The sequence below is a fragment of the Paenibacillus sp. FSL P4-0081 genome (genome assembly GCF_000758565.1).
In the GTDB taxonomy this organism is placed as follows: Bacteria; Bacillota; Bacilli; order Paenibacillales; family Paenibacillaceae; genus Paenibacillus_AQ; species Paenibacillus_AQ phytohabitans.
The window spans coordinates 1,697,965-1,719,584 of sequence record NZ_CP009280.1 but is presented as its reverse complement, the minus strand read 5'-3'; the positions used below and the strand labels follow the sequence as shown (position 1 = coordinate 1,719,584).

At 52.7% G+C, this 21,620-nt stretch carries 21 protein-coding genes; 12 read left to right on the top strand and 9 right to left on the bottom strand.

The genetic code is table 11. The features are described from left to right. Positions 1–369 precede the first annotated feature (369 nt). The gene (locus P40081_RS07455) at positions 370–897 is read left to right on the top strand and encodes a phosphatase PAP2 family protein (RefSeq protein WP_039301542.1); all 528 of its coding nucleotides are present in this window, start codon (positions 370–372) and stop codon (positions 895–897) included. A 54-nt stretch (positions 898–951) separates the two neighbouring features. Next, positions 952–2,067: a UDP-N-acetylglucosamine--LPS N-acetylglucosamine transferase gene (locus P40081_RS07450; RefSeq protein ID WP_042134480.1), complete on the top strand. Its 1,116-nt coding sequence runs from the start codon at positions 952–954 to the stop codon at positions 2,065–2,067. A 133-nt stretch (positions 2,068–2,200) separates the two neighbouring features. Here P40081_RS07450 and trmB read toward each other — a convergent pair whose 3' ends face one another. Continuing rightward, positions 2,201–2,917 (bottom strand): tRNA (guanosine(46)-N7)-methyltransferase TrmB, encoded by a 717-nt coding sequence (trmB, locus tag P40081_RS07445; RefSeq protein WP_042134479.1) that lies wholly within the window; start codon positions 2,915–2,917, stop codon positions 2,201–2,203. A 333-nt stretch (positions 2,918–3,250) separates the two neighbouring features. Continuing rightward, positions 3,251–3,433 carry a hypothetical protein gene (locus tag P40081_RS07440; protein WP_039301551.1) on the bottom strand — a complete coding sequence of 61 codons (183 nt, stop codon included), beginning with the start codon at positions 3,431–3,433 and terminating at the stop codon, positions 3,251–3,253. Positions 3,434–3,677: 244 nt separating this feature from the next. On the opposite strand from P40081_RS07440, the gene P40081_RS07435 reads away from it, so the two are divergent. The 5 genes from P40081_RS07435 to P40081_RS07415 all read left to right on the top strand — a co-directional run bounded on the left by P40081_RS07435 (position 3,678) and on the right by P40081_RS07415 (position 7,997). Further along, entirely contained in the window at positions 3,678–4,634 is a 957-nt protein-coding gene (locus P40081_RS07435; protein WP_039301554.1) for a tRNA modification radical SAM protein MnmL/YtqA, read from the top strand. Then, entirely contained in the window at positions 4,634–5,239 is a 606-nt protein-coding gene (locus P40081_RS07430; RefSeq protein WP_042134478.1) for a tRNA 5-(aminomethyl)-2-thiouridylate-methyltransferase MnmM, read from the top strand. The genes P40081_RS07435 and P40081_RS07430 overlap by 1 nt, the downstream gene beginning before the upstream one ends. Continuing rightward, positions 5,240–5,665, top strand: a complete 426-nt coding sequence (locus P40081_RS07425) for a VOC family protein (protein WP_042134477.1) — start codon at positions 5,240–5,242, stop codon at positions 5,663–5,665. It abuts the gene before it with no gap. A 312-nt stretch (positions 5,666–5,977) separates the two neighbouring features. Then, on the top strand, positions 5,978–6,946 hold the full coding sequence (locus P40081_RS07420; RefSeq protein ID WP_042134476.1) for a type I phosphomannose isomerase catalytic subunit: 969 nt from the start codon (positions 5,978–5,980) through the stop codon (positions 6,944–6,946). Between the two features lie 88 nt (positions 6,947–7,034). Next, entirely contained in the window at positions 7,035–7,997 is a 963-nt protein-coding gene (locus P40081_RS07415) for an alpha/beta fold hydrolase (protein WP_042134475.1), read from the top strand. Positions 7,998–8,555: 558 nt separating this feature from the next. On the opposite strand, the gene P40081_RS07410 is transcribed toward P40081_RS07415, so the two are convergent. The 6 genes from P40081_RS07410 to recQ form a co-directional block, all read right to left on the bottom strand. Next, positions 8,556–9,419 carry a P-loop NTPase family protein gene (locus P40081_RS07410; protein ID WP_042134474.1) on the bottom strand — a complete coding sequence of 288 codons (864 nt, stop codon included), beginning with the start codon at positions 9,417–9,419 and terminating at the stop codon, positions 8,556–8,558. 291 nt (positions 9,420–9,710) lie between these two features. Further along, positions 9,711–10,268, bottom strand: coding sequence for a histidine phosphatase family protein (locus tag P40081_RS07405; RefSeq protein WP_042134473.1), 558 nt, complete (start codon positions 10,266–10,268; stop codon positions 9,711–9,713). 157 nt (positions 10,269–10,425) lie between these two features. Then, on the bottom strand, positions 10,426–11,049 hold the full coding sequence (locus tag P40081_RS07400) for a nucleotidyltransferase family protein (protein ID WP_231575302.1): 624 nt from the start codon (positions 11,047–11,049) through the stop codon (positions 10,426–10,428). Next, on the bottom strand, positions 11,006–11,539 hold the full coding sequence (locus P40081_RS07395) for a GNAT family N-acetyltransferase (RefSeq protein ID WP_042134471.1): 534 nt from the start codon (positions 11,537–11,539) through the stop codon (positions 11,006–11,008). The genes P40081_RS07400 and P40081_RS07395 overlap by 44 nt, the downstream gene beginning before the upstream one ends. A gap of 446 nt (positions 11,540–11,985) precedes the next feature. Then, positions 11,986–14,004 carry a B12-binding domain-containing radical SAM protein gene (locus P40081_RS07390; protein WP_042134470.1) on the bottom strand — a complete coding sequence of 673 codons (2,019 nt, stop codon included), beginning with the start codon at positions 14,002–14,004 and terminating at the stop codon, positions 11,986–11,988. Between the two features lie 15 nt (positions 14,005–14,019). Next, positions 14,020–15,846, bottom strand: a complete 1,827-nt coding sequence (gene recQ, locus P40081_RS07385; protein WP_039299916.1) for a DNA helicase RecQ — start codon at positions 15,844–15,846, stop codon at positions 14,020–14,022. A 187-nt stretch (positions 15,847–16,033) separates the two neighbouring features. Between recQ and P40081_RS07380 the strand changes: the two genes are divergently transcribed. The 5 genes from P40081_RS07380 (at position 16,034) to P40081_RS07360 (ending at position 21,318) form a co-directional block, all read left to right on the top strand. Next, the gene (locus tag P40081_RS07380; RefSeq protein ID WP_081969861.1) at positions 16,034–17,683 is read left to right on the top strand and encodes a spore germination protein; all 1,650 of its coding nucleotides are present in this window, start codon (positions 16,034–16,036) and stop codon (positions 17,681–17,683) included. Next, a complete protein-coding gene (locus P40081_RS07375) occupies positions 17,631–18,728 on the top strand; it encodes a GerAB/ArcD/ProY family transporter (protein ID WP_042134469.1) in 1,098 nt (365 codons plus the stop codon). The genes P40081_RS07380 and P40081_RS07375 overlap by 53 nt, the downstream gene beginning before the upstream one ends. After that, positions 18,725–19,951: a Ger(x)C family spore germination protein gene (locus tag P40081_RS07370; protein ID WP_042134468.1), complete on the top strand. Its 1,227-nt coding sequence runs from the start codon at positions 18,725–18,727 to the stop codon at positions 19,949–19,951. Before P40081_RS07375 ends, P40081_RS07370 begins: the two co-directional genes overlap by 4 nt. Before the next feature lie 46 nt (positions 19,952–19,997). Next, entirely contained in the window at positions 19,998–20,183 is a 186-nt protein-coding gene (locus tag P40081_RS07365) for a CLC_0170 family protein (protein ID WP_042134467.1), read from the top strand. A gap of 82 nt (positions 20,184–20,265) precedes the next feature. Beyond that, positions 20,266–21,318: an RluA family pseudouridine synthase gene (locus P40081_RS07360; RefSeq protein ID WP_081969858.1), complete on the top strand. Its 1,053-nt coding sequence runs from the start codon at positions 20,266–20,268 to the stop codon at positions 21,316–21,318. A gap of 127 nt (positions 21,319–21,445) precedes the next feature. Here the strand turns inward: P40081_RS07360 and P40081_RS38310 are convergent, their stop codons facing one another. Further along, positions 21,446–21,604: a hypothetical protein gene (locus P40081_RS38310; RefSeq protein WP_156118557.1), complete on the bottom strand. Its 159-nt coding sequence runs from the start codon at positions 21,602–21,604 to the stop codon at positions 21,446–21,448. Positions 21,605–21,620 lie beyond the last annotated feature (16 nt).

Below are 21,620 nucleotides of genomic sequence, written 5' to 3'. Positions count from 1 at the left end.
TTTCTCTCTCAGGCTTGTTAACGTTCTTTCTGACCCTTTTGTTGCATCCCTTACAGCAGACAAGAATTATCCCTTTTTCTCGGGCAGGCTTCCGAATTGTATATAGCCCCGTTCCTAAGATATGAACATGGTATCCGGATCATGGCCGAATCCTTATTTCTCTGTTACCTTATAAACGGGATCTTCCTGCTTGAATCATTGTAGACGCATTGGGGTACACAAGTCAAAACTGGCATTTTTCGAGTGATTCCGAGCTTTTTCTTGAAATGGACTGCCTTAAAAAAGTATGATAAAGACAGCTTCAGGTCTTGGAACCTGCTGCTTAAGCTGCGCCAAATATCTTTAGCCGGACTAACGGAGGGACAAGATATGAGACCTTTTTTCAAGAAACTGCATCTCTTGGAGCGGCTTCTCTTTCAATGGATTAACGGACGGCTGCACAACCGTTTTCTGAACTTCTGGCTCTGGTACCTCACTCATCTCGGAGGAGCTACGAGCTCCATCGGTATCAATATTCTGATCTGGGCACTGTGTCCACAGCCATGGAGAACTACAGGACTGCAGGCACTGACAGCACTGGCTGTAAGCCATCTGCCCGTTGCCGTTGCCAAAAAGCTCTATCCGCGCATGCGGCCTTATCTGGCGCTGCCGGGCACCAATACGTTTCATAATCCGCTTAAGGATCATTCTTTTCCTTCAGGCCATACTACAGCTATCTTCGCCTCTACGGTTCCTTATATGATGGCCTACCCTGCCCTGACCTATATCTTGCTTCCGCTCGCCTGCACGGTCGGCTTCTCCCGGATCTATCTCGGGCTGCATTATCCGTCCGATGTCATCGCTGGTGCGGTAATCGGCTCCGGCGTTGCCGCAGGCACGCTTGCGCTATGGGTCTGACGCCCTCCCGGCTGCGGACCCCTGAATACCACTAAAGAACAGGTGAACTATACATTGCGCAAAAAAAGAGTATTATTGCTGTCGGAAGGTTTCGGCGCAGGGCATACCCAGGCAGCATACGCGCTGTCGAGCAGCCTGCGCAAATTGTCGCCTGATGTGCAGACGAAGGTGCTGGAGCTCGGAAGCTTCCTCAATCCCAAGATGGCGCCGATCATTGTCTCTGCCTACCGCAAAACGGTGATCTCCCAGCCCCGGCTGATGGGCTATGTCTACCGGCACCAGAAATCATTCAATCGTCTTACCACACTTGCCCTGCACCGCATATTTTATACGCATACGCAAAATATTGTGAAGCAGCTGAAGCCGGACATCATCGTCTGCACTCATTTCATTCCCGGCGCTGTGGTTTCCCGGCTGAAACGGCTGGACCCGTCGCTGAAAGCGCCGCTGATCACAGTCATCACGGATTACGACGCCCATGCCAGCTGGATCAGTCCTGAAGTAGACCGTTATCTGGTCTCTACACCGGAGGTCAAGGCCAAGCTCCGCCGCCGCAGTGTTGCTGCCGCCAAAATCCGGGTAACCGGTATGCCGGTACATCCCGATTTCTGGGAACATCCCGGCCGGGAAGAGATCCAGAAGCAGTTCAGCCTCCGGAACATGCCTACGGTCATGGTCATGGGCGGCGGCTGGGGCATGATGAACGATGAGGTGGTGAACGAAGCCCTCGCCGGCTGGCGGGAGAAGGTGCAGCTTGTGTTCTGCCTCGGACAGAATGACAAGCTGCTGCGCGGAATGCAGGAAGACCCGCGCTACAGCCACCCCAACATCAAGCTGCTGGGCTTCACCCGTGAAGTCGATAAGCTCATGGAGGTCTCGGACCTGCTGGTCACCAAGCCCGGCGGAATGACCTGCAGCGAAGGATTGGCCAAGGGCATCCCTATGCTCTTCCATTCACCGCTGCCGGGGCAGGAAGAAGAAAACTGCCGTTATTTCACGGCCGCCGGCTTCGGGGAACCGATAAGCTCCCTCGATGTGGTCGACCGTTGGATGGAACGGCTGCTGGGCGACTACGGGGATGTGCGGGCCAAACGCCAAGCCCATCTGGAGGAGATTTCCCGGTTCAACCCGCTGCAAAGCGCCCAGAGCATCATTGACATGCTGGAATAGCCCCCGCATTCTTATAGAACAATGGGACCTAAGGCATACACCTCCTTATATTGGATGATAAACGGCAAATGGCAGCCCAGGGAGAATTCCCCGGACTGCCATTTGCACTATACAGCTAATAATGTCGAAAGGACTACAGGCGGTATTTGTCCAGCCGGGAGGCCTGATACTGCTTCAGCGCCTCTTCCCCGACAATGGCCTCGCAGCGCTGAATGTTCACACCGCGTCCGTAAAATTTGGTTTCATATTCCGTCATGACATGCTCTTCATTGATCACGCCGCCTTCATGCAGATCAAGGGAAATGTTCTTCATCTGCAGACCATAGTCGGCAAAAGCATTCAGGGAGAATTCAAACAGGCTGCGGGAATCCGTCTTCAGGTGGATTTCGCCAAGCGGACTAAGCAGCCCGCGGTATTTGTCGAGAAAACGCGGATGCGTCAGACGCCGGCGGGCATGCTTACTCTTCGGCCACGGATCGCTGAAATTCAGGTAGATCCGCTCCAGTTCACCCGGAGCAAATACTTCCTCCGCATAATCGATATTGGCCAGTGCCACTCTGACGTTCGGCGGCGTCTCTTCCCCTGCCGGCTCCCACACATTTCTGGCCTTCTCGGCTGCACGCCGGACCAGTTCATCGTACATATCAACGCCGATAAAATTGATACCGGGATATTTGAAGCTCATCTGGCTGATGAACTGCCCCTTGCCCATTCCGAACTCCACATGAATCGGATGATCATTGCCGAAAAGCTCCGACCAACGGCCCTTCAGGCTGCGTGGATCAAGGATGACCAGGTCAGTCTGCTCCTCAAGGCTTTCACGTATTCCTTTTCTTCCGCGTAAACGCATTAGGTATTCCTCCGCTTATCTCTTATTGCATTATCTGTGAATAGGGAGCTGCGAGGAAATTAGTACCCGCTTTTGTTGACAAAATCTCCACGGTTTTGGGAGTTTTGTCAACAAATTAGCGGTACTTTATTTCGTCGCAGTCTCTAGGATAACTGCCACTTGCAATATTGTGCCGAACTTGCCGTCAAAAGTAAAGGGATTTAAGCAGGAAGCTGAAAATATCCCTGCAAAAATTCAAAAAAAAGGATTCCCCGTCCAGCCTTAAAAAGGCCGGTTGGAAAATCCCTTTTTGTTGTATTTGGAATTGGGGTCCACTTTTCAACAGTACATAGTCTACCTTGCCGGAGCGTTAAAATCAAATGTCTTCTCGAAGGCACTGCGGATCTTGCGCTGCGCTTCGGTCTTAATCTTGTGGTTGCCGTTAAATTCCACGCCTGTCAGGGCAAGGGCCTCATCGGGAGTCAGCTGCACATCAATCGAACCTTTATTATCGGGAAACACCGTTGGAGAATTCATCGTTATCACCTCTATGGTTTATTATGGACCGGACGACACGAAATTATGAATTCAAAAATGTGATTGTGGTTGCTGCAGCGGCTTTTTTACACTTTAAATATAACATATTGTGTAAGCATTTACAAGCGAAATCCCGGCTGTTTCCTGCCTATTTCTAGCTCTTTTCCGCCGGATTTCCGGGAGTAATTGTTACGCTCTTCTTTGATTTTTGATACAATGGGAAGGTTAATGAAAGGAGCTGCACATGTCTAATCTTCTACAGACCTCCTCTCCGCTTCTGTGGGGGGATAAACGGTTCCATACCTGGAACTATGAAATGCGTGATCAGATGGATACCAAGGTGTTCAAGGTCATGCTGGATGCCGGCTTCACCTGTCCAAACCGTGACGGTTCCATCGCCAAAGGAGGCTGCACTTTCTGCAGCGCCAGAGGGTCTGGTGATTTCGCCGGAAGCCGCCGCGATGATCTGGTTACCCAGTTCAACAATGTACGTGACCGCCAGCACTTGAAATGGCCAAACGCCAAATATATCGGCTATTTCCAGGCCTACACTAATACGTACGCTCCCGTTGAGGAGCTAAGGGAATATTATGAGGTTATCCTGCAGCAGCCGGGTGTGGTCGGTCTCGCCATTGCTACCCGGCCGGACTGCCTGCCCGATGATGTGGTCGAATACCTTGCCGATCTGAACAAGCGCACCTATCTGTGGGTGGAGATGGGTCTTCAGACCATCCACCAGTCCACCTCCGATCTGATTAACCGGGCGCATGATACAGCCTGTTATACCGAAGCCGTTGCGAAGCTCCGCCGTCACGGTATCCGGGTCTGCACCCATATCATTCACGGGCTTCCGCAGGAAACGCATGAGATGATGCTGGAGACTGTATCTGCTGTTGCCAACATGGGCGTGCAGGGGATCAAAATCCACCTGCTTCACCTCATGCGCAAAACGCCGATGGTGAAGCAGTACGAAGCCGGCCTGCTGCGATTCCTGGAGCAGGATGAGTATGTGAAGCTGATTGCCGACTCGCTGGAGATTCTGCCGCCGGACATGATTGTCCACCGCCTGACCGGCGATGCTCCGCGTGATTCCCTGGTTGGCCCGATGTGGAGCCTGAAGAAGTGGGAAGTTCTGAATGCCATTGACCACGAGCTGATTGCCCGTGATACCTGGCAGGGTAAGTATTGGAGGAAGGGCTAATGGGCTTCATGTCCGTCCTTAGCTTTGCTCATAAATTAACCGCCGAGCGGCTCTCCCCCGGCGGACGGGCCATTGACGCCACCGTGGGCACAGGTAGCGACACCCTGTTCCTCGCCAAGGCGGCGGGGCCGCGCGGCGGGGTCTACGGCTTCGACATCCAGCACGCGGCGCTGGCTCTTGCCGGAGAGCGCCTGCGGCTGGCCCGGGAGGAAGCGCCTGCTGCGCTGTCTCCCGTAACGCTGCTGCAGCGGAGCCATGCAGCAATGGCTGAAGCCGTTCCGCCCGATTGGCGCGGAACGGTCTCGGCGGTGATGTTCAACCTCGGCTATCTGCCTGCGGGCGATGCCGACAAGACCATCATCACCGAGCCGGAGAGCACGCTGGCCGCGCTGGAGGCCGCGCTGCTGCTGCTGCGCCCGGGCGGGATCATCACGGCCGTGCTGTATCCCGGCCACGAAGGCGGCGGCCGTGAAGCTGCCGCCGTGGAAGCCTGGGCCGCCGGACTGGCCCAGCCGGACGCGCAATCCATCGTGTACCGCCAGCTGCAGCGCGATTCTGCCCCGTATGTTGTAGCTGTAGAGAAGAAAAAAGGAGCTGATCACTAAATGGCAGTAACCAAAATGGAGCATGTCGGCATTAAAGTGGACATTCTTGAGCGTTCACTGCAATTTTACCAGGAGGTCATCGGCTTGACGCTTCAGGGTATTCTGGGCCAGCCTGGAGATGAAGTGCGTCTCGCCTTTCTCAGCTTCCCCGGACAGGCCAGTGTTGAGATTGAACTGATTGAACGGGCATTCGAGGGTCTGCCGCAGGAAGGACGGGTAAGCCATACCGCCTTCACAGTCGATGACATTGAGGAAGAGCACAGAAGACTTGCCGGACTCGGCATCCCGGCACTGACCGGTATTTCAGAGCTCGCGAACGGCAGCCGCTATTTCTTCTTCGAGGGACCGGACAGCGAGAAGCTTGAGTTCTTCCAGCCGGCGCACAGTCCTACAAATCCTGCACGAAATACAACATTTACTTCATAAATAGCGATTCCCATCCAAATTGTTGTACAAAAGGCAGCATTTCTCCTCCTGCAAGTATTTTAGCGGCAAAATTCTTGTATTTTGTACAACAATGCTGCCAATCACCCTGGTATCGCTCAATCAATGTTGTAATAAGTACAACATAACCATGATGCTGCCAATAATGTGTGAGCTTAAGCGTGTCACATATGATCCGGCTTGATTGACCAGGGTCTGACCAGCGTTTGACCGGTTACTTATTGGGTTATAGTCCGATGTACCGTTTAAATATTAAGTCTTAAACATTCTATAATCAGGAAGGAAGATGTTGTAATGACAAAACCATATCCTCTGAAATTTCAGCCGGAGTTCAAAGAACGTGTCTGGGGAGGCCGTGCGCTGGAGAAATTCGGCCTGGAGCTGCCTGAAGGCCATATCGGCGAAGGCTGGATGATCGCTGACCACCCGAACGGAACCTCTTCTGTTGTGAACGGCGAGCTCGCCGGACTAGGTCTGGATGCCATCCGTGAGCAGTTCGGACATGAATGGTTCGGCAGCAAGGGCATTACGGAAGACGGCGGAAGATTCCCGCTGCTGATCAAGCTGCTCGATTGCAATGACAATCTTTCCGTACAGGTACACCCTACTGATGATTATGCCGGATTACCCAAGGGCGAACTGGGCAAAACAGAAATGTGGTACGTGCTGGATGCCAAGCCGGGCGCCAAAATTATCTACGGTCTGAAAGAAGGCGTAACCCGCGAGGTTCTGCAGGATGCACTTGAGAACGGGACCGTTATGGACAGCCTTCAGGAAGTGACTGTAGCGGCAGGAGATTCTTTCTATATTCCCGCAGGCACCGTTCACGCCTTGTGCGCAGGTGTCGTTGTAGCCGAAATCCAGCAGAACTCCGACACTACATACCGGATTTATGATTACGACCGTCCCGGCCTGGACGGCAAACCGCGCGAGCTGCATATTGAGGATTCCCTGAATGTTACTGCCTATGAAGGTGCAGGCGCGACCTCGATGAAGACAGACGGTGCAGTGGCCGGTGAATGGCTGCAAATCGCCTCCTCCCCTTATTTCATCGTTGAAAAAGGTGTGGTCGCCGGTGAATGGCAGCTTGCCACCACGGACGACAGCTTCACTATTCTGGTGATCTGTGAAGGCAGCGGCCACCTGATCTGGGAAGGCGGCTCCCAGCCTTATGCAGCAGGCGAATGCTACCTGCTCCCGTCCAGCCTCGGCGCCTACGGCATCGAAGGCATGTCCACGGTTCTCCGCTCTTATCTGCCGTAAGCAACCATAACTGGTATACCGGGCAGATTTAGTTTAACGAAGTACTCTTACGCTAGGATTGCTGAATTTAACTTTCAGGAGGACGGCGATGACAGAGAACACTTTTACGATGACCGATCCACTAGGTGTCAAAATCCATGTCTATGAATGGTTGCCGGAAGCTGGAGCTGACGTCAGAGGGATCGTGCAGATCTCTCACGGCATGTGTGAAACGGCTGCGCGTTATGCCCGTTTTGCGTCCGCGCTCACCGCAGCCGGTTATGCGGTGTATGCCAATGACCACCGGGGCCATGGCCTCACCGCCGGCCAAGTCAATCTGCTAGGCGATACCGGGGAGAACGGTTTCTACTGGATGCGCCGCAATCTGCTGCAGCTTGCGGGAATCGCCTGCTCCCGGCATCAGCATGTGCCGATTTACCTGTTCGCCCATAGCATGGGCTCCTTCCTGGCCCAGAAGCTGATGTGCGAAGAAGGTAATGAAATTTACAGCGGCTTCATTCTCAGCGGTACCAACGGTCCGCGGAGCATGCTGCGGCTGGCAGAATCGCTGTCGGCAATGCAGCTAAGGCTGCAGGGAGACCACCATCGCAGCGTATTGTTGAACGGCATTGTCTTTGGCGCTTATAACCGTGCCTTCTCTCCTGTCAGGACCGCCTTTGACTGGCTTAGCAGAGACCCGGTGGAGGTGGACCACTTCATCTCCGACCCGTTCTGCGGGGCGATCTGCACTACCCGCTTCTTCCGGGATTTCTTCCATATGCTGCGGGAGCTTCATACCAGGGCCACCCTGCGAACCTTGTGCAGAGATAAACCTGTCTATCTTTTCGCCGGGGAGAAAGACCCCGTGGGGATGAACGGTCAAGGGGTGAAGCGTCTGGCCGAACTGTACCGCAGGCAGGGAATACAGGACGTAGAGTGCAAGCTGTACCCTGAAGGCAGGCATGAGATGCTGAACGAGGTCAACCGGGATGAGGTCACCGCCGATGTGCTGGACTGGCTTGCCCGCCACCTCCCTGCCGGCTCCATACGGCTTCAGCCTACGGCGAATTAGCTTCAATGGAGCTTTGACTCTGGTGACCTGGCTGACCATTCGTGTAACCCGCAGTGAAAATGCTGAGAAATGTCAGTAGCTTAAATCGGTATGTATCCAAAATAAAGCGAGGTACGACGTCTCTGACGGCGTACCTCGCTTTCGCTTATGCTGCCAAAGTTCTGCTGCTACCCAGGGTGTCTCCACCTGATTGACATTGCAGCAGCAACTATTGCTGTATTTTCTGCAGGATCCCCGCGGAATTGCGCATCCCGGTATGAGACTCCCCCTCAAGCTTTAACTGTAAAATGTACAACTAAAACGATCTTTTTCTGCGCAGAAGGAGTTTTAATTGCACTCTATACACTTATAAAATGCTCCTATGCCATAAAAGCGCATTATTCTCTAATTTAATTGTACAGAATACAGTTATCCCTGCTCATCCGGCTTTTCGCCGTATTTTAACTGCACGAAATACAATTATTTGCTAGGCTCTCTGCTTGAGAACGGTATCGGTCATCCCTGATTGGACTTTCTGCAATAGATTCACGAGTCTGATGGCTCTTAAGTTAAGCCGTACTAAACAGATTCTTTTTCCAGGCCAAAATGTTCTGATAATATCTTCACTAAAACCTCTCTGTACACATCTAAATCATATGAAGAATTGTTCACTTTTGTCTTAGCTATATTTACGCCGTTAAAGATCCTTTCTTCCAGTCCCCTTCTTGCCTTAAGCACCTTCAGAGTTCCTTCAAACCCGATATACCCCTGTTTCTTGCCAAACCCTTGTTTGGTGTAATAGTCAATAAACCCGTCTGACCATTCCCGGGGTCTTTCTTCAACAGCCTTGCCGAAGGAGTAATCAAGATCGTTCTGGTCAACGTATATCAGAAGCGGATTCAGCACTTCTACAATGGCTGCCAGTTCGATAACATAACTTGTGACGTCTTCCTTGGCGGCATCATGTTTGATCATTCCCATGGTTACAGGATTCTGTATGAAGCAACAATCGAAAATATAAAGGTCTGCGTCATTTAAGGTACTCTCCGCAAACTGCTTCCATTTTGCCGTAATCAGTTCCCTGTTTCGGTCTAGCGGCAATTCATACACATCATGCTTCACCAAAGTATCCAGCATTTCATTTGGAATACTTGAACCGTGTTCATTGATTAGTTTCCGGTATTCCACGAAATAACTATTTCCTTGATTCCATGTATATGGGCTTAATAAATCCCTAAATTCCTCATAGGCGCTCAATAGATCATCGTATTCAACTTCATCTAGACAAGCGACTCCATCATAATCAGCAGGATGATCCAAATTTCCTTCAAGGAATAGCCTGGCCTTAAGATTTCTCTCCGTAAGAATTTCTTGCACCAGCTGAGCCGTAGTTGATTTCCCGGAGCCCGGTAAGCCCTCAATTAAGATCAATTTAGTTTGCATATAGTAGTTCCTCCATTCATTTTCAGGAGGATAGGCAGGTAAGAATCAAGGGAGATGCGTTATTCCCTCAAAAATAAAGCGGATACCCAAAGGTATCCGCAGAAGTGGCTTTATGATACACCTTATCCTGCATACCCTGTAAGATTAAAGAAAGACATGCCTAATACAATAGCGCGTTCACTATCACAGGCATTCTTTAGACTTGTTAATCTTTACAGAGTCATCCACATGATACGGTTTATGCTCCTTTATAGGCATCTCATTTCTGATATTAACACCGGATACCACCAATTACAATTGCGTTGTTTCTATTACAGCCTGCGTTTTATTATATCCGGTAATCGAAGCATGCGGAATTTCTTCCACCTCTCCTACCAGGGTACGAAAAGCCATGCCGTGTCCGGTAATGATCACTTTTTTATATCCGAGATATCTGTCAATTACCTTCTCAATGCGGTTCTTCAGCAGTTCTTTGGACTCCCAAAGCTTGGTTACCCCGGGAGGATACACTCCATGATTAGTATCATAATCGTTCCCCAGCTCTGCAAGCCGCTCCAGGGAATCATATTCGAAGGTTAAGTCAGGCTGCCATTCCCTTAAATCCAATTCAACCTTTATGTCTAAACCGAGTTCCTTGGATAAAATAGCGGCCGTTTGAAGTGCTCTCGTGTAGGGAGAAGAGACAATCACTTCTGCTTCTTTTAAACGCTCATCCTTTGCTGTCCAATATACCTGGTTCACTCCTGCTTCCGTAAGAGGTACCAGATCCCGGCCATGGCCCTTTAATTTGTACTGCTCATTGATGTTCCACTCGGGTTCACCATGCCGAATGAGATAAAACTGTGTCATTGAAATCCCCCTGCATCTTTTTTTGGTACTAAATCTATTCGCTCCTCCTGCTACACAATCCTACCCGGTCGTATTTCTTAATGGAAGCCTGCCACGCTCTTCATATCGCATCTGCTGATGTAGTAGAACGTCATGAACACAGCAAAAAGCCGAAGCTTCACTGCCCCCATGGGACAACCGTAAGCTCCGGCCATTTCGACTTCCATTTCCGTGTCTTATTCAAGTAGACGTCCTCGCTGATTAACGCCTTGTTCGGCCTCAGGACTAATTGAAACAGATCTTCCAGACCGAACGGTGCGTATACCTGCCACTCCCCCTCGCTGCTGAGTCTCGCCCCCAGCGATGTGACCGTTGTCGGCCAGCTGTTAGTTGCATCTTCCAGGGAAGCGTAGGGTGCCAGCTCTACACCGAACTTATCACGGTACCACAGATGAACCCGGGCCTGGTTCTTGAGATCCACCGGAATAGAAATACCTGCAAACAGCTCACGTCCGTTGGCGATCATCCGGTCCTCCGCAGCATAGCTCAAATCATGCCCATCGTAGTAGATTATATCAATATCACCAATTCCGTAATCCGGATCCCGCCCGGTAAGCTCGTTCCACACCGACTGAACCAGACACCCTGCTCCAATATAATAAGGAAAAGGTGCCAGCCCTTGCGCACGCTTGAAAATATCCATCAGCAGCGCACTGCGGGAGAACAGCTCCGTCAGACGATTGTGAAGGATCTCCCCCTCATCCATGGGCAGCCGGAGCCACGGGCTCAGTAGCCAGCTCATATTGTAAAATCAGCTGCGTTCCCTTGCTCCCGCTGCGCCGCAGCCCGTAATCCTGAAACCCTGCGCGGGCGTACAGCTGTCCGGCAGGAATGTTGCGCTCATTAACGGCCAGCACAATCTGCTGTGCTTCCGGGTAATGGCGGCGGACGAAATCAGGCAGCAGGGCCATCGCTGCTTTGGCGAAGCCCTGTCCCTGGCAGGCAAAATCCATCAGAAAGGCGCGCAGAAGCACTGCGCCGGAGTAGTCTTGGAAGAAGTCTGCGATACCTTCGCCTGTATGAAGAACGAAGAAGCCTACCGCCCGGTCTCCCTGGGCAATGACGACTCCCATTTTGCCGGCATCCGTGCAGGCATCCTGCAGCGTCTGCTCCGGCAGTCCGGTAAATTCCGCCTGCTCCGGAGGAAGCTGAAAGCTCAGCAACTGGTCCTTGAATGTCTCCTCATGCTTCTCTTCATACCTGAACAATGTAATGCGCTGATCCAGCCTCATCCTTACATCCCTCCCCCAAACAGCATCTTTCCCATGAGCCAAACTTAAGCTGTTTACTATTACTTTTCTTGAAATGCTGCCCAAAATACAACATTTCCCTGATAATACTGGCCTCAATCCAGAATTGTTGTATAGAATGCAGCATTTCTCCTCTTCCAGAGCACTTACGGGGAAAATTCTTGTATTTCATACAACAATCCGCCTGAACACCCTGGTATTTAGGAATCCGAGTTGCAAAACGTACAACTTTTATGCCGATACAAGCGCGAACTTAAAAAGTTTAATTCTGCCAGCAACCAATCCGGGAATCAGTAACTGAGGAGTCGGGCAATTCCGGCTTGTCCCATAGCCGAAGCGATTGATCAGTTACTTGTTTGATTGGGTTGTAGTCCCCAGTGCGGGTTATATAGCCGCAAGTTTATGCTGATTCAGCATCTGGCTTCCCGCTATATAGGCAGCGTGTAATACTGCGCCCGCTGGCTCTCGTCCTGCTGATAGAGCACGATCAGCAGCGTATTGCCGCCACTGGAACCGGGATGCGCATTCGTCACAGCCGGCACTATGTCCCCGGCCACAGCTACCGCCGCATTCTCTGCCGCTTCTGCTACGGCCGTACTGCCCGCCCCTTTATCCGCATGGCTGCCTGCTATGTCCGTTGCAGCTCCCGCCCGTTTATCCGCGAGGCCACCTGCTGTTTCTGTTGCAGCTCCCGCTCCCGGCTTGCTATCCGCGCTGTCCGCTGAACTCTCAAGCGTGCCAGCGTTTTCGCCTTCAGCACCAGCCAAGCCGTCAAATCGCAGCCCGCTGATCGAATCCAGCACCGGCTCCAGCCGGAACGGCAGGACATCCAGTACGATGTACTTCTGCAGCTCACGCTCACTTAAGCCCGCCTCGGCCAGCTTGGCCGAAATCAGCTCCGGCTGCCCGGCAATCTGTTTCAGGTATTTGGCCCACTCTGACTTGCCCATCACCTCATCCCACCAGATTTTGCGCGGCTTGTACTTGTGGCCGAGGAAATAATCCAGCTTCATCAGTCCGGTGATGATGTCCATGGACGCCGTCCCCCGGTCCGTGAGGAAATTATGCAGCCGGGTGAACAGATCCTCGAGCTGATGCCCGATCTTCTGCCAGCCCCTCGCTTCCCAGTAGTCGCCGAATTCCTGGAAGAAATCGAATGGTGACGGGAAGACATGGCGGATCAGATATTTGACCGAATGAGCCAGGCGCTGGCTGTTCCAGTACTTCTCCAGCACGTCCTCCAGCCGCTTCAGCCGGATAATGTCCGAGAACGGCATGACATGGCTGCTGAGAATTTCGTACGGCGCATGCTCCATGTACGTATAGTCATATTTGGCTGCCTGGGCGCGCAGCCCGGTGCCGCGGAGCATTTTGAGGAAACCCAGCTGCAGCTCCTCCGGCTCCATGGCGAATACATCATTGAAGGTCTTGCGGAAGGTCGAGTAATCCTCCATCGGCAGTCCGGCAATCAAATCGAGATGCTGGTCGATATTGCCGCTGGCCTTGATCTTCATTACCGTGCGGGACAGCTTCGTGAAGTTCTGGCGGCGTTTGACCAGTTCGTTGGTCTCATCATTGGTCGACTGCACACCGATCTCGAAGCGGAAAACTCCGGGCGGCGCATTCTGCGCCAGGAAATCCAGCACCTCCGGACGCATAATATCCGCTGTAATCTCGAATTGGAACACACAGCCCTGATGATTGTCGATCAGGAACTGGAACATCTCCATCGCATAATTGCGGTTGATATTGAAGGTGCGGTCGAGGAATTTGATCACCTTGGCCCCGCCTTCAATCAGATAGAGCAGATCGGATTTCACCCGTTCAATATCGTAATAACGCACGCCTACCTCGATGCTGGACAGGCAGAACTGGCAATTGAAGGGACAACCCCGGCTTGTCTCAAAATACACAATCCGCTTGCTGAGCTCCGGCAGATCCTCCGCGAAACGGTGGGGCGTCGGCAGGGTATTAAGGTCGCTTTTGGGACGCGGCGGGTTGACAATCAGTTCCTCCCCCTTGCGGTAGGCAGCGCCGTATACGAAATGATACTTGTGCTCATCCCGGATCTCCTGCAGCAGATGATGGAAGGTCTCCTCCCCGTCCCCGTTGACTACGAAGTCGATTCCGGCTTCCCGTTTCATCCAGTACAGCGGCTCATAAGACACCTCCGGCCCGCCAAGTACGATCTTCACCTCCGGCATCACCTGCTTGAGGATCGCGACCAGCTTGACCGTTTCTTCGATGTTCCAGATATAACAGGAGAAGCCGATCACATCCGGCTGCTTCTGGAAAAGGTCCGACACGATATTCATCAAGGGATCTTTGATGGTGTATTCCGCCAAAAGGATATCTTCGAATTCATGCTCGCTGTACGCCTTCAGAAGCCGGATCGCCAGCGACGTATGAATATATTTGGCATTTAATGTGGCCAGGATGATTCTCATGCCTTATAACCTTCTTTACATTTCATTTTGAAAAAACTCCAGGAATGCCTTGCCGTATTTACGGTACTTCACTTCGCCGACACCCTTCACCCTCAGCATCTCCGCTTCCGTCTGCGGGCAAACCACGCTCATCTCGCGCAGCGTCGCATCATTGAAAATGATGTAGGACGGCACATGCTCGCGCCCCGCCAGCTCGCGGCGGATCAGGCGCAGCTGCTCGAAGACCGTCTCGTTGACGGCCGACGGCGAATGGTCGCGCGTACGGCTGCGGTCCCGCGTGCCGGAGGTGACAAGCGTGCGGGCCACGCGCTGGTGGACCTCACGCTGGCCGCGCAGCACCTCGGCTGCCAGCGGCTGCAGCCGCACGACCGGATACTGGCCTTCGGACAAGGCCAGATAACCCTCCGAGATCAGCACATTGATGCTCTCGGTAATTTCCTTCTCGCTGCGGCCGGACATCGCCCCGTGGGTCGGCAGCTTCTCGAAGCCGTACTGCAGCACCTTCTGATTGCGTGAGCCCTTCAGCACTGAGGATACCAGCGCCACCCCGTAGCGTTCACGCATGCGGTGGATGCAGGAGAAGATCTTCTGCGCATCCACCGTCATGTCTACCAGCTGCCGTTCATCGGTGCAGGAGCTGCAGATGCCGCACGGATCATCGTCATGATTCTCGCCGAAATAATCCAGCTGTGCACTGCGCAGGCAACGGGTGGTGTAGCAGTAATCAATCATCTGCTGCAGCTTGCGGTATTCGTTGGCTTTGCGCTCTGTGTCCTGCGGATTCTGCTCAATCAGGAACTTCTGCGTCATAATATCCTGCGCACTGAAGAGCAGAATACAGTCACTCGGCTCCCCGTCGCGGCCGGCACGTCCGGCCTCCTGGACATAAGCCTCCATATTCTTCGGCATATTGTAGTGAATGACATAACGAACGTTAGATTTGTCGATCCCCATCCCAAAAGCATTCGTGGCAACCATGACGCGGATATCGTCATACAGGAACCCTTCCTGGCTCTCGGCCCGTTCCTGGTCGCTCATCCCGGCATGGTAGCGGCCGGCGGCGACTCCCGTCGCCTGCAGCCGCTGATAGAGATCATCCACCTCTTTGCGGGTGGCGGCATAGACGATACCCGGCTGATGCGAATGCTGCGCCGTGTAGTCCAGTACGAATTCACGCTTATTCTCTCCGCGCAGCACTTGCATGGCCAGATTATCACGGCCAAGTCCTGTCATGAAGACGCCCGGATCGCGCAGACGCAGCAGCCGGACCATATCCTCCATAACCTCAGGTGTAGCGGTAGCGGTAAAAGCAGCCAGAATCGGCCGCTGCGGCAGCTCCTCTACAAACGGCGACACCGCCAGATAGCTGGTACGGAAATCATGGCCCCACTGCGATACGCAGTGCGCTTCATCGACAGCCACGCAGGAGATCGACAGCCCTGCCATCTCCAGGCGGAACCAGTCCAGCTCCAGACGTTCCGGCGCCACATAGAGCAGCTTCAGCTCGCCCCGGCGGGCGGCGCGGATCCGGTCATTCACTTCCTTGCCGCTTAAGGTGCTGTTGATATAGGCAGCCGGAATCCCGGCAGTAGTAAGGGCGTCCACCTGATCCTTCATCAGCGAGATCAGCGGGGATACAACAAGTGTAAGTCCCGGCAGCAGCAGTGCCGGAACCTGATAGCAGATCGATTTACCGCCTCCGGTAGGCAGGATGCCCAGCGTATCGCGGCCTTCGAGCAGATTGTTCACAATTTTCTTCTGGCCTTCCCGGAAATCGGGATACCCGTAATATTTTTGCAGTTCAGCCTGCGCTTGCTCCATTAGTGATCCTTGCATCTTCATATCTCTTCTGACTCCTTAAGACTTTCTACCTTTAGTTTACCGGGCAACAGGGTACTTAGGCAACCGCTTGAAGCAGATATCCTCGCACTCCTTTTGGGCCTGTTACATAAAATTTACATAAAAATCACGCGATCAAGCAACACTTTATAGAAATACATTCGAATTGTACTGCTGAGGAGGCCGCCATTTGCAAGCCTGGAAAGATAAATATACCGCTTATGTGCATAAGCAGCAGCAAGCTTCTCCTCCGGAGCCTGACAAAAGTCCGCTTACAGGAAATCTGCAGGCCGATTTACAAGCGCTGCAGGCACGGCTTGGTGACAACGGCGACCTCGTAGTCCGCGACTTCCAGCTCTTCGGAGCCCACCAGGCCGTAATGCTCTTCTTCTCTTCACTGGTTAATACGGAGCAGGTGCGCGAGCATGTCCTTAAACCTTTAATGGCCGGGCCCACCGGGCATAAGGAAATTCCGGAGCATATGGCCGGTATGATCCATTATATCTGGAGCACAGCCGTCCAGGTAACTCAGGGAACAACCACTACAGACATTTCTGTGCTGCCGGACGCTGCCGTGAAGGGTGAGCTGATTCTGCTGATAGAGGGAGTGCCCGAAGCCCTTGTGCTCGATATGCGCCAGATTGATATGCGCGGCGTGGAGCAGCCGCAGACCGAGCAGGTCATCCGCGGCCCCCGTGAAGGGTACGTAGAGAAGCTGGAGAACAACCTGTCCCTGCTGCGCTACCGGCTTCAGAGCACAGATTTCCGGATTGAAATCAGCCCGATCGGAACCCGTACCCAGTCGAGGGTGGCCTTATGCTATATCGAGAGCATTGCCGACAGCGGGCTCGTTGCTGAAGCGATGCGCAGAATCTCAATGATTGATACCGACGGAATTCTTGATGCCGGATACATTGAGCAGTTCATTGAAGACCAGCCGCTGTCCCCGTTCCCGCAGGTGCAATGCACAGAGCGGCCCGACAAGACGGTTGCCGCTCTGCTGGAAGGGCGGGTTGCCATGCTTGTCGACGGTTCTCCCTTTGCTGTAATCGTCCCTGCTCTATTCAACCAGTTCTTTCAGACGGTAGATGATTACACAGAGCGTTTCATTATGGGCAGCCTGATCCGTATAATCCGTCTCATCGCGCTGTCTTTCTCACTTTTTTTCCCTGCGTTATATGTTTCTGTGATCTCGTTTAATCCCGAATTAATGCCGACGGATTTCGCTGTGGCTATCTCGGGCGGAAGAGCAGGTGTGCCGTTTCCTGCCGTTCTGGAGGTGCTGATCATGGAGGTCTCCATGGAGGTGCTGCGTGAAGCTACGATCCGTCTGCCGCAGATGATCGGCGGCGCCTTATCCATCGTGGGCGTTCTCGTGATTGGACAGGCAGCAGTAGGTGCCGGACTCGCCAGTCCGATTACCGTGGTGATTGTGGCGCTGACGACCATCGGTTCTTTTGCCACTCCAGCCTATAATGCCGCTATTGCCTTGCGGATGCTAAGATTTCCGCTGATTATACTGGCCGGAATGTTCGGTCTCTACGGTGTGATGATCGGTACGATTCTCATTCTGAACCATCTGCTGTTCCTGGAATCCTTCGGCGTCCCGTATATGTCCCCTTTCATTCCCGGCAAATGGCGTGACCTGAAGGATACGCTGGTACGTGTGCCGCTGTGGTGGATGCGCCGCCGTCCGAGCTTCCTGCATGCCCAGAATAGTGACAGGCTGTCCCGCAATGTTCCCGCAGTACATGTAGATCAGATCCTCAGGCAGGAAGGTGAACCCAGTGAACAGTCTCCGGCAGATCACAACGCTACGCGCAGCCGCTGTCATCAGTAGCACCATTATCGGTGTCGGGATTCTCAGTTTCCCCCGTTACATGGCTTTAGCCGGGAACAGCAGCGCGCCCTTCATCGCATTCAGCGGCGTCATCCTGTCTTTCCTCAGCTATTGGCTGCTCGCCTCCCTGTGCCAGCGTTTCCCCAAAGAGTCCCTCTTTGTGTTCAGCCGCAGGCTGATCGGACGTCCGCTAGCCACCGTCTTCACCGCCGTAATTCTGATATTGTTTATTACGCTGACAGGGATCACTACACGCCAGTTCGGAGATGTCGCCACAACCGTGCTGTATAAAAAAACACCAATTGAAGCCACCATTTTTCTGATGCTGCTCGTTAGCCTGCTCTCCTCCAGACGCAATGTTGTGAAGTTCTCGTATATCCATTTTTTCTACCTGCCGCTGATTGTCGGCTCCATCGTACTCACGATCCTCATCTCCCTGAAAAGCGTTGATCTGCTTAATCTGCAGCCCATTCTAATGTCACCTACCCTCGAATTCTGGAATGGTGCACGGGAGGCAAGCTATCTGTTCCAGAGCTCCTTCGTGATTACACTGCTGATTCCTTTCATGGAAAAGCCGAAGCACGCATTCCGCGCGGGCGCGCTGGCCATAATCATGTCGGGTGCCATCTATGTACTGATCGTGATTGCCTCTGTGGGAATGTTTGGTGCGGAGGAGACCAAGCTGCTGATCTATCCCACGCTGGAAATGGCGCGTTCCGCAGCATTTGGTGAGGGTTTTCTTGAACGGCTGGATGCCATCTTCATCATTATCTGGGTCATTTCGGTCTATACAACGGTGTACACTACGTATTACATATCCGCTTACCTGATGCAGAACCTGTTCGCTCTCCGTGATCAGAGTATGGCCGCAAGTATACTGCTGCCGCTGATCTTTGCTCTGGCGATGCTGCCCCCCAATGTCTTCGAGGCCTATGAATGGATTCTTCACCTGGGCAATGCGGGAATGGTACTGATGATTGGATATCCGCTGCTGCTATGGATGGCCTACTTCATCCGGCGCGCCGGGAAGGAGGCCTCCTCATGATCAGAAGGCTTCCGCGCTCATTCGCCCTAATCCTAATGCTGGCTATGGCTGCCCCTGTTCTAAGCGGTTGCTGGGATCAGGTAGAAATTGAAGACCGGGCGCTTGTACTCGGGTTGTCCATCGATAAGATCTCGGCCGAAGAGGCAGAGAAAGGAGACGAAGTCACCCATATTAACCATGATAATCTGCCTGCAGAAATGATCAGTGTGACCGCACAGATTGCGGTTCCCGGCAGAGTTCCCCTGGGTCCCGGAAGCGGAGGAGGCAACCCGGGTGACGCCAAGACCAGCCCGGTCTGGGTAGTTAGCGTGCGCGGCATTTCACTCGACGATGCCATGAATAATCTGCAGCAGCAGATTGCCGACCCGCGTTATCTGGTTCACCTGCGGATCATTATCATCAGCGAGGATATCGCCCGGGGCAATCTCGAAGAACTCAACGACTATCTCCGGCGCAATCCGGAAATCCGGCGCAGGACCTGGCTGCTGGTATCCGAAGGCAAAGCTTCTGATTTCATGGATGTGAATCCGCCGCTTCAGCGTGTGCCCACACTTTATATTTTGTCCATGATGGAGAAGTCGGTGTCCTCCGGGAAGTTCCCCCGGGATTATATCGGCACATTCTGGTCGGCGGATACCAAGTGGGGCCAGAGCGCGTACTTGCCTTATGTCGCACTGCGCAATAGAGATAATATCCTGATCAAAGGATTGGCTTATTTCAGCGGCGGAAGAATGGTCAACAAGACCGCTCCGATTGAAATCGGCGGCTTCATGGCACTCCAGGGAATCGACCCGGGAGGTTATTCTACCCTCTTTCATACCAATAAGATGGGTATCGTCATGACCAAAATCAATGAGCGTTTCACCCGGACGCGGAGCTACATCAAGGACGGCAAACCCGTTCTGTCGTATCAGGTCTTCCTGGAGGCCGATCTCGATGAGCAATATGGCAGCAATATCCCTGTCGACTCATCCGCCAAGCTGCAGGAAATTGAACGGGATTTCGAGGAACAGGTCCGAAGCATACTGACCGGACTGGTTAAGCAGACCCAGAAGGATCACTCCGATATTTTTGGCATGGGCGAAATGATCCGGAGTCACCATCCTGCCTACTGGAAAGAGCATATCCATGACAAAGATGACTGGGAAAGCCTGTATGGCAGCATTGAGATAGACATTCAAATGAAGCTTCATATCCGGAGAGTGGGACTGAAAGACCAATAACCAGTAATTAAGTTCATGTATCTATATTTAAAAGGGAGCGATCCGCATGGTCCGCCTGTTCGGAAGTCTGGTTATCATAATGTTAATCTCCACACTGATGCTGCTGGCGGTAGATGCCCGGATTTACAACAGCAAAGGCTGGCTCCGGGAGAAAAAATACGCTATGGTTCTGGGATGGGCCTACGGCGTCATCTCCCTGGCTATCCTTATCGGGCTGATCATTTATGTATAGCTGTCCCGGCACCCTCCGTAGTATTTCTTCACGGCCCATGGTATATTGAGGAGTACAATATTACAGGACGGAGAATGCAGGCATGAATACAAGAAGAAATCCGAAAGAGGGTTCCAAGCGGGGCGTGAAGCCCGCAGCAGCCTCCAAGGCTCAGCCTAAATCAGGAACCAGAAATCAGGGGAACAAGACCTCTAACCATAAACCGGGGGCAAGACCGGGAGCACCTGCCACAACAACAACCAAAACACCTGCACAGATAAAATCCTATACGGTGTCCGAGCCCGCAGAGCTGCTGCCTTACCTGCTTAAGACGATTACGAATAAGGGACGGAATGCGGTCAAGTCGATGCTGTCCCGGGGACAGATATCGGTAAACGGCAAGCCGGTAACCCAGCATAACCATCAGCTCCATCCCGGTCAGACCGTGACTATTGATCAGGAGAAGCATGCAGAAGCCAAAGAAATGCTCGGGCTGACCATTGTCCATGAGGATGATGATATCATCGTCATTCAGAAGGATGCCGGACTGCTGTCGATTGCTACCGGAGAAGACAATGAACTGACAGCTTACCGCCAATTGATGGAGCATGTGCGCCTGACGAATCCTAAGAACCGCGTCTTTGTGGTACACCGCCTGGACCGTGATACCTCAGGAGTCATGATGTTTGCCAAAAGCGAGGCGATTCAGCAGTCCCTGCAGAACAGCTGGAAAGAGACCGTCAAGGAACGCTCCTACGTGGCGCTGGTGGAAGGCGCAGTCAAGAAATCCGAAGGCACCATCAGCTCCTGGCTGAAGGAGACGTCTACGCTGAAGATGTACTCCAGTCCGCATGAAGGGGACGGGCTGCATGCCGTAACCCGTTATAAGCTGATCCAGGCCAACCGGCATTTCTCCCTGCTGGAAGTCCACCTGGAGACCGGACGGAAGAACCAGATCCGTGTCCACATGTCAGACATCGGGCATCCAATTGCCGGCGACAAGAAATACGGCGCCGAGACCAAAGCTGTCGGCCGTCTCGGACTGCATGCCCGCGTACTTTCGTTCGTTCATCCGACTACCGGGGAAATCCTCACCTTTGAGAGTCCTATTCCAAAGACATTCCTGAAGTATACCGCACCTGCGCCGACGAACTAAACAAGCTGGGTAATTTCTTTGTCAATTACTAGAGTTTGATTCCACTCCAGACACTTTTATTTGCGTAATTAAAGGAAAATGAGAGGCATTTATGCCTCTCATTTGTCGCTTTCGGGAATTCCCCGATTCATCCGCTTTTTGAGGCAGAGATCCGGCACCATTCTATGAAATCCTGCACATAATACAACATTTCCCTCCTCATACCGGCCCAAATCCACAATTGTTGTACAAACTGCAGCATTTCATCTCTTTCAAACGGCTCAGCAGAATTATTCTTGTATTTCATACAACAATCCTCCCGA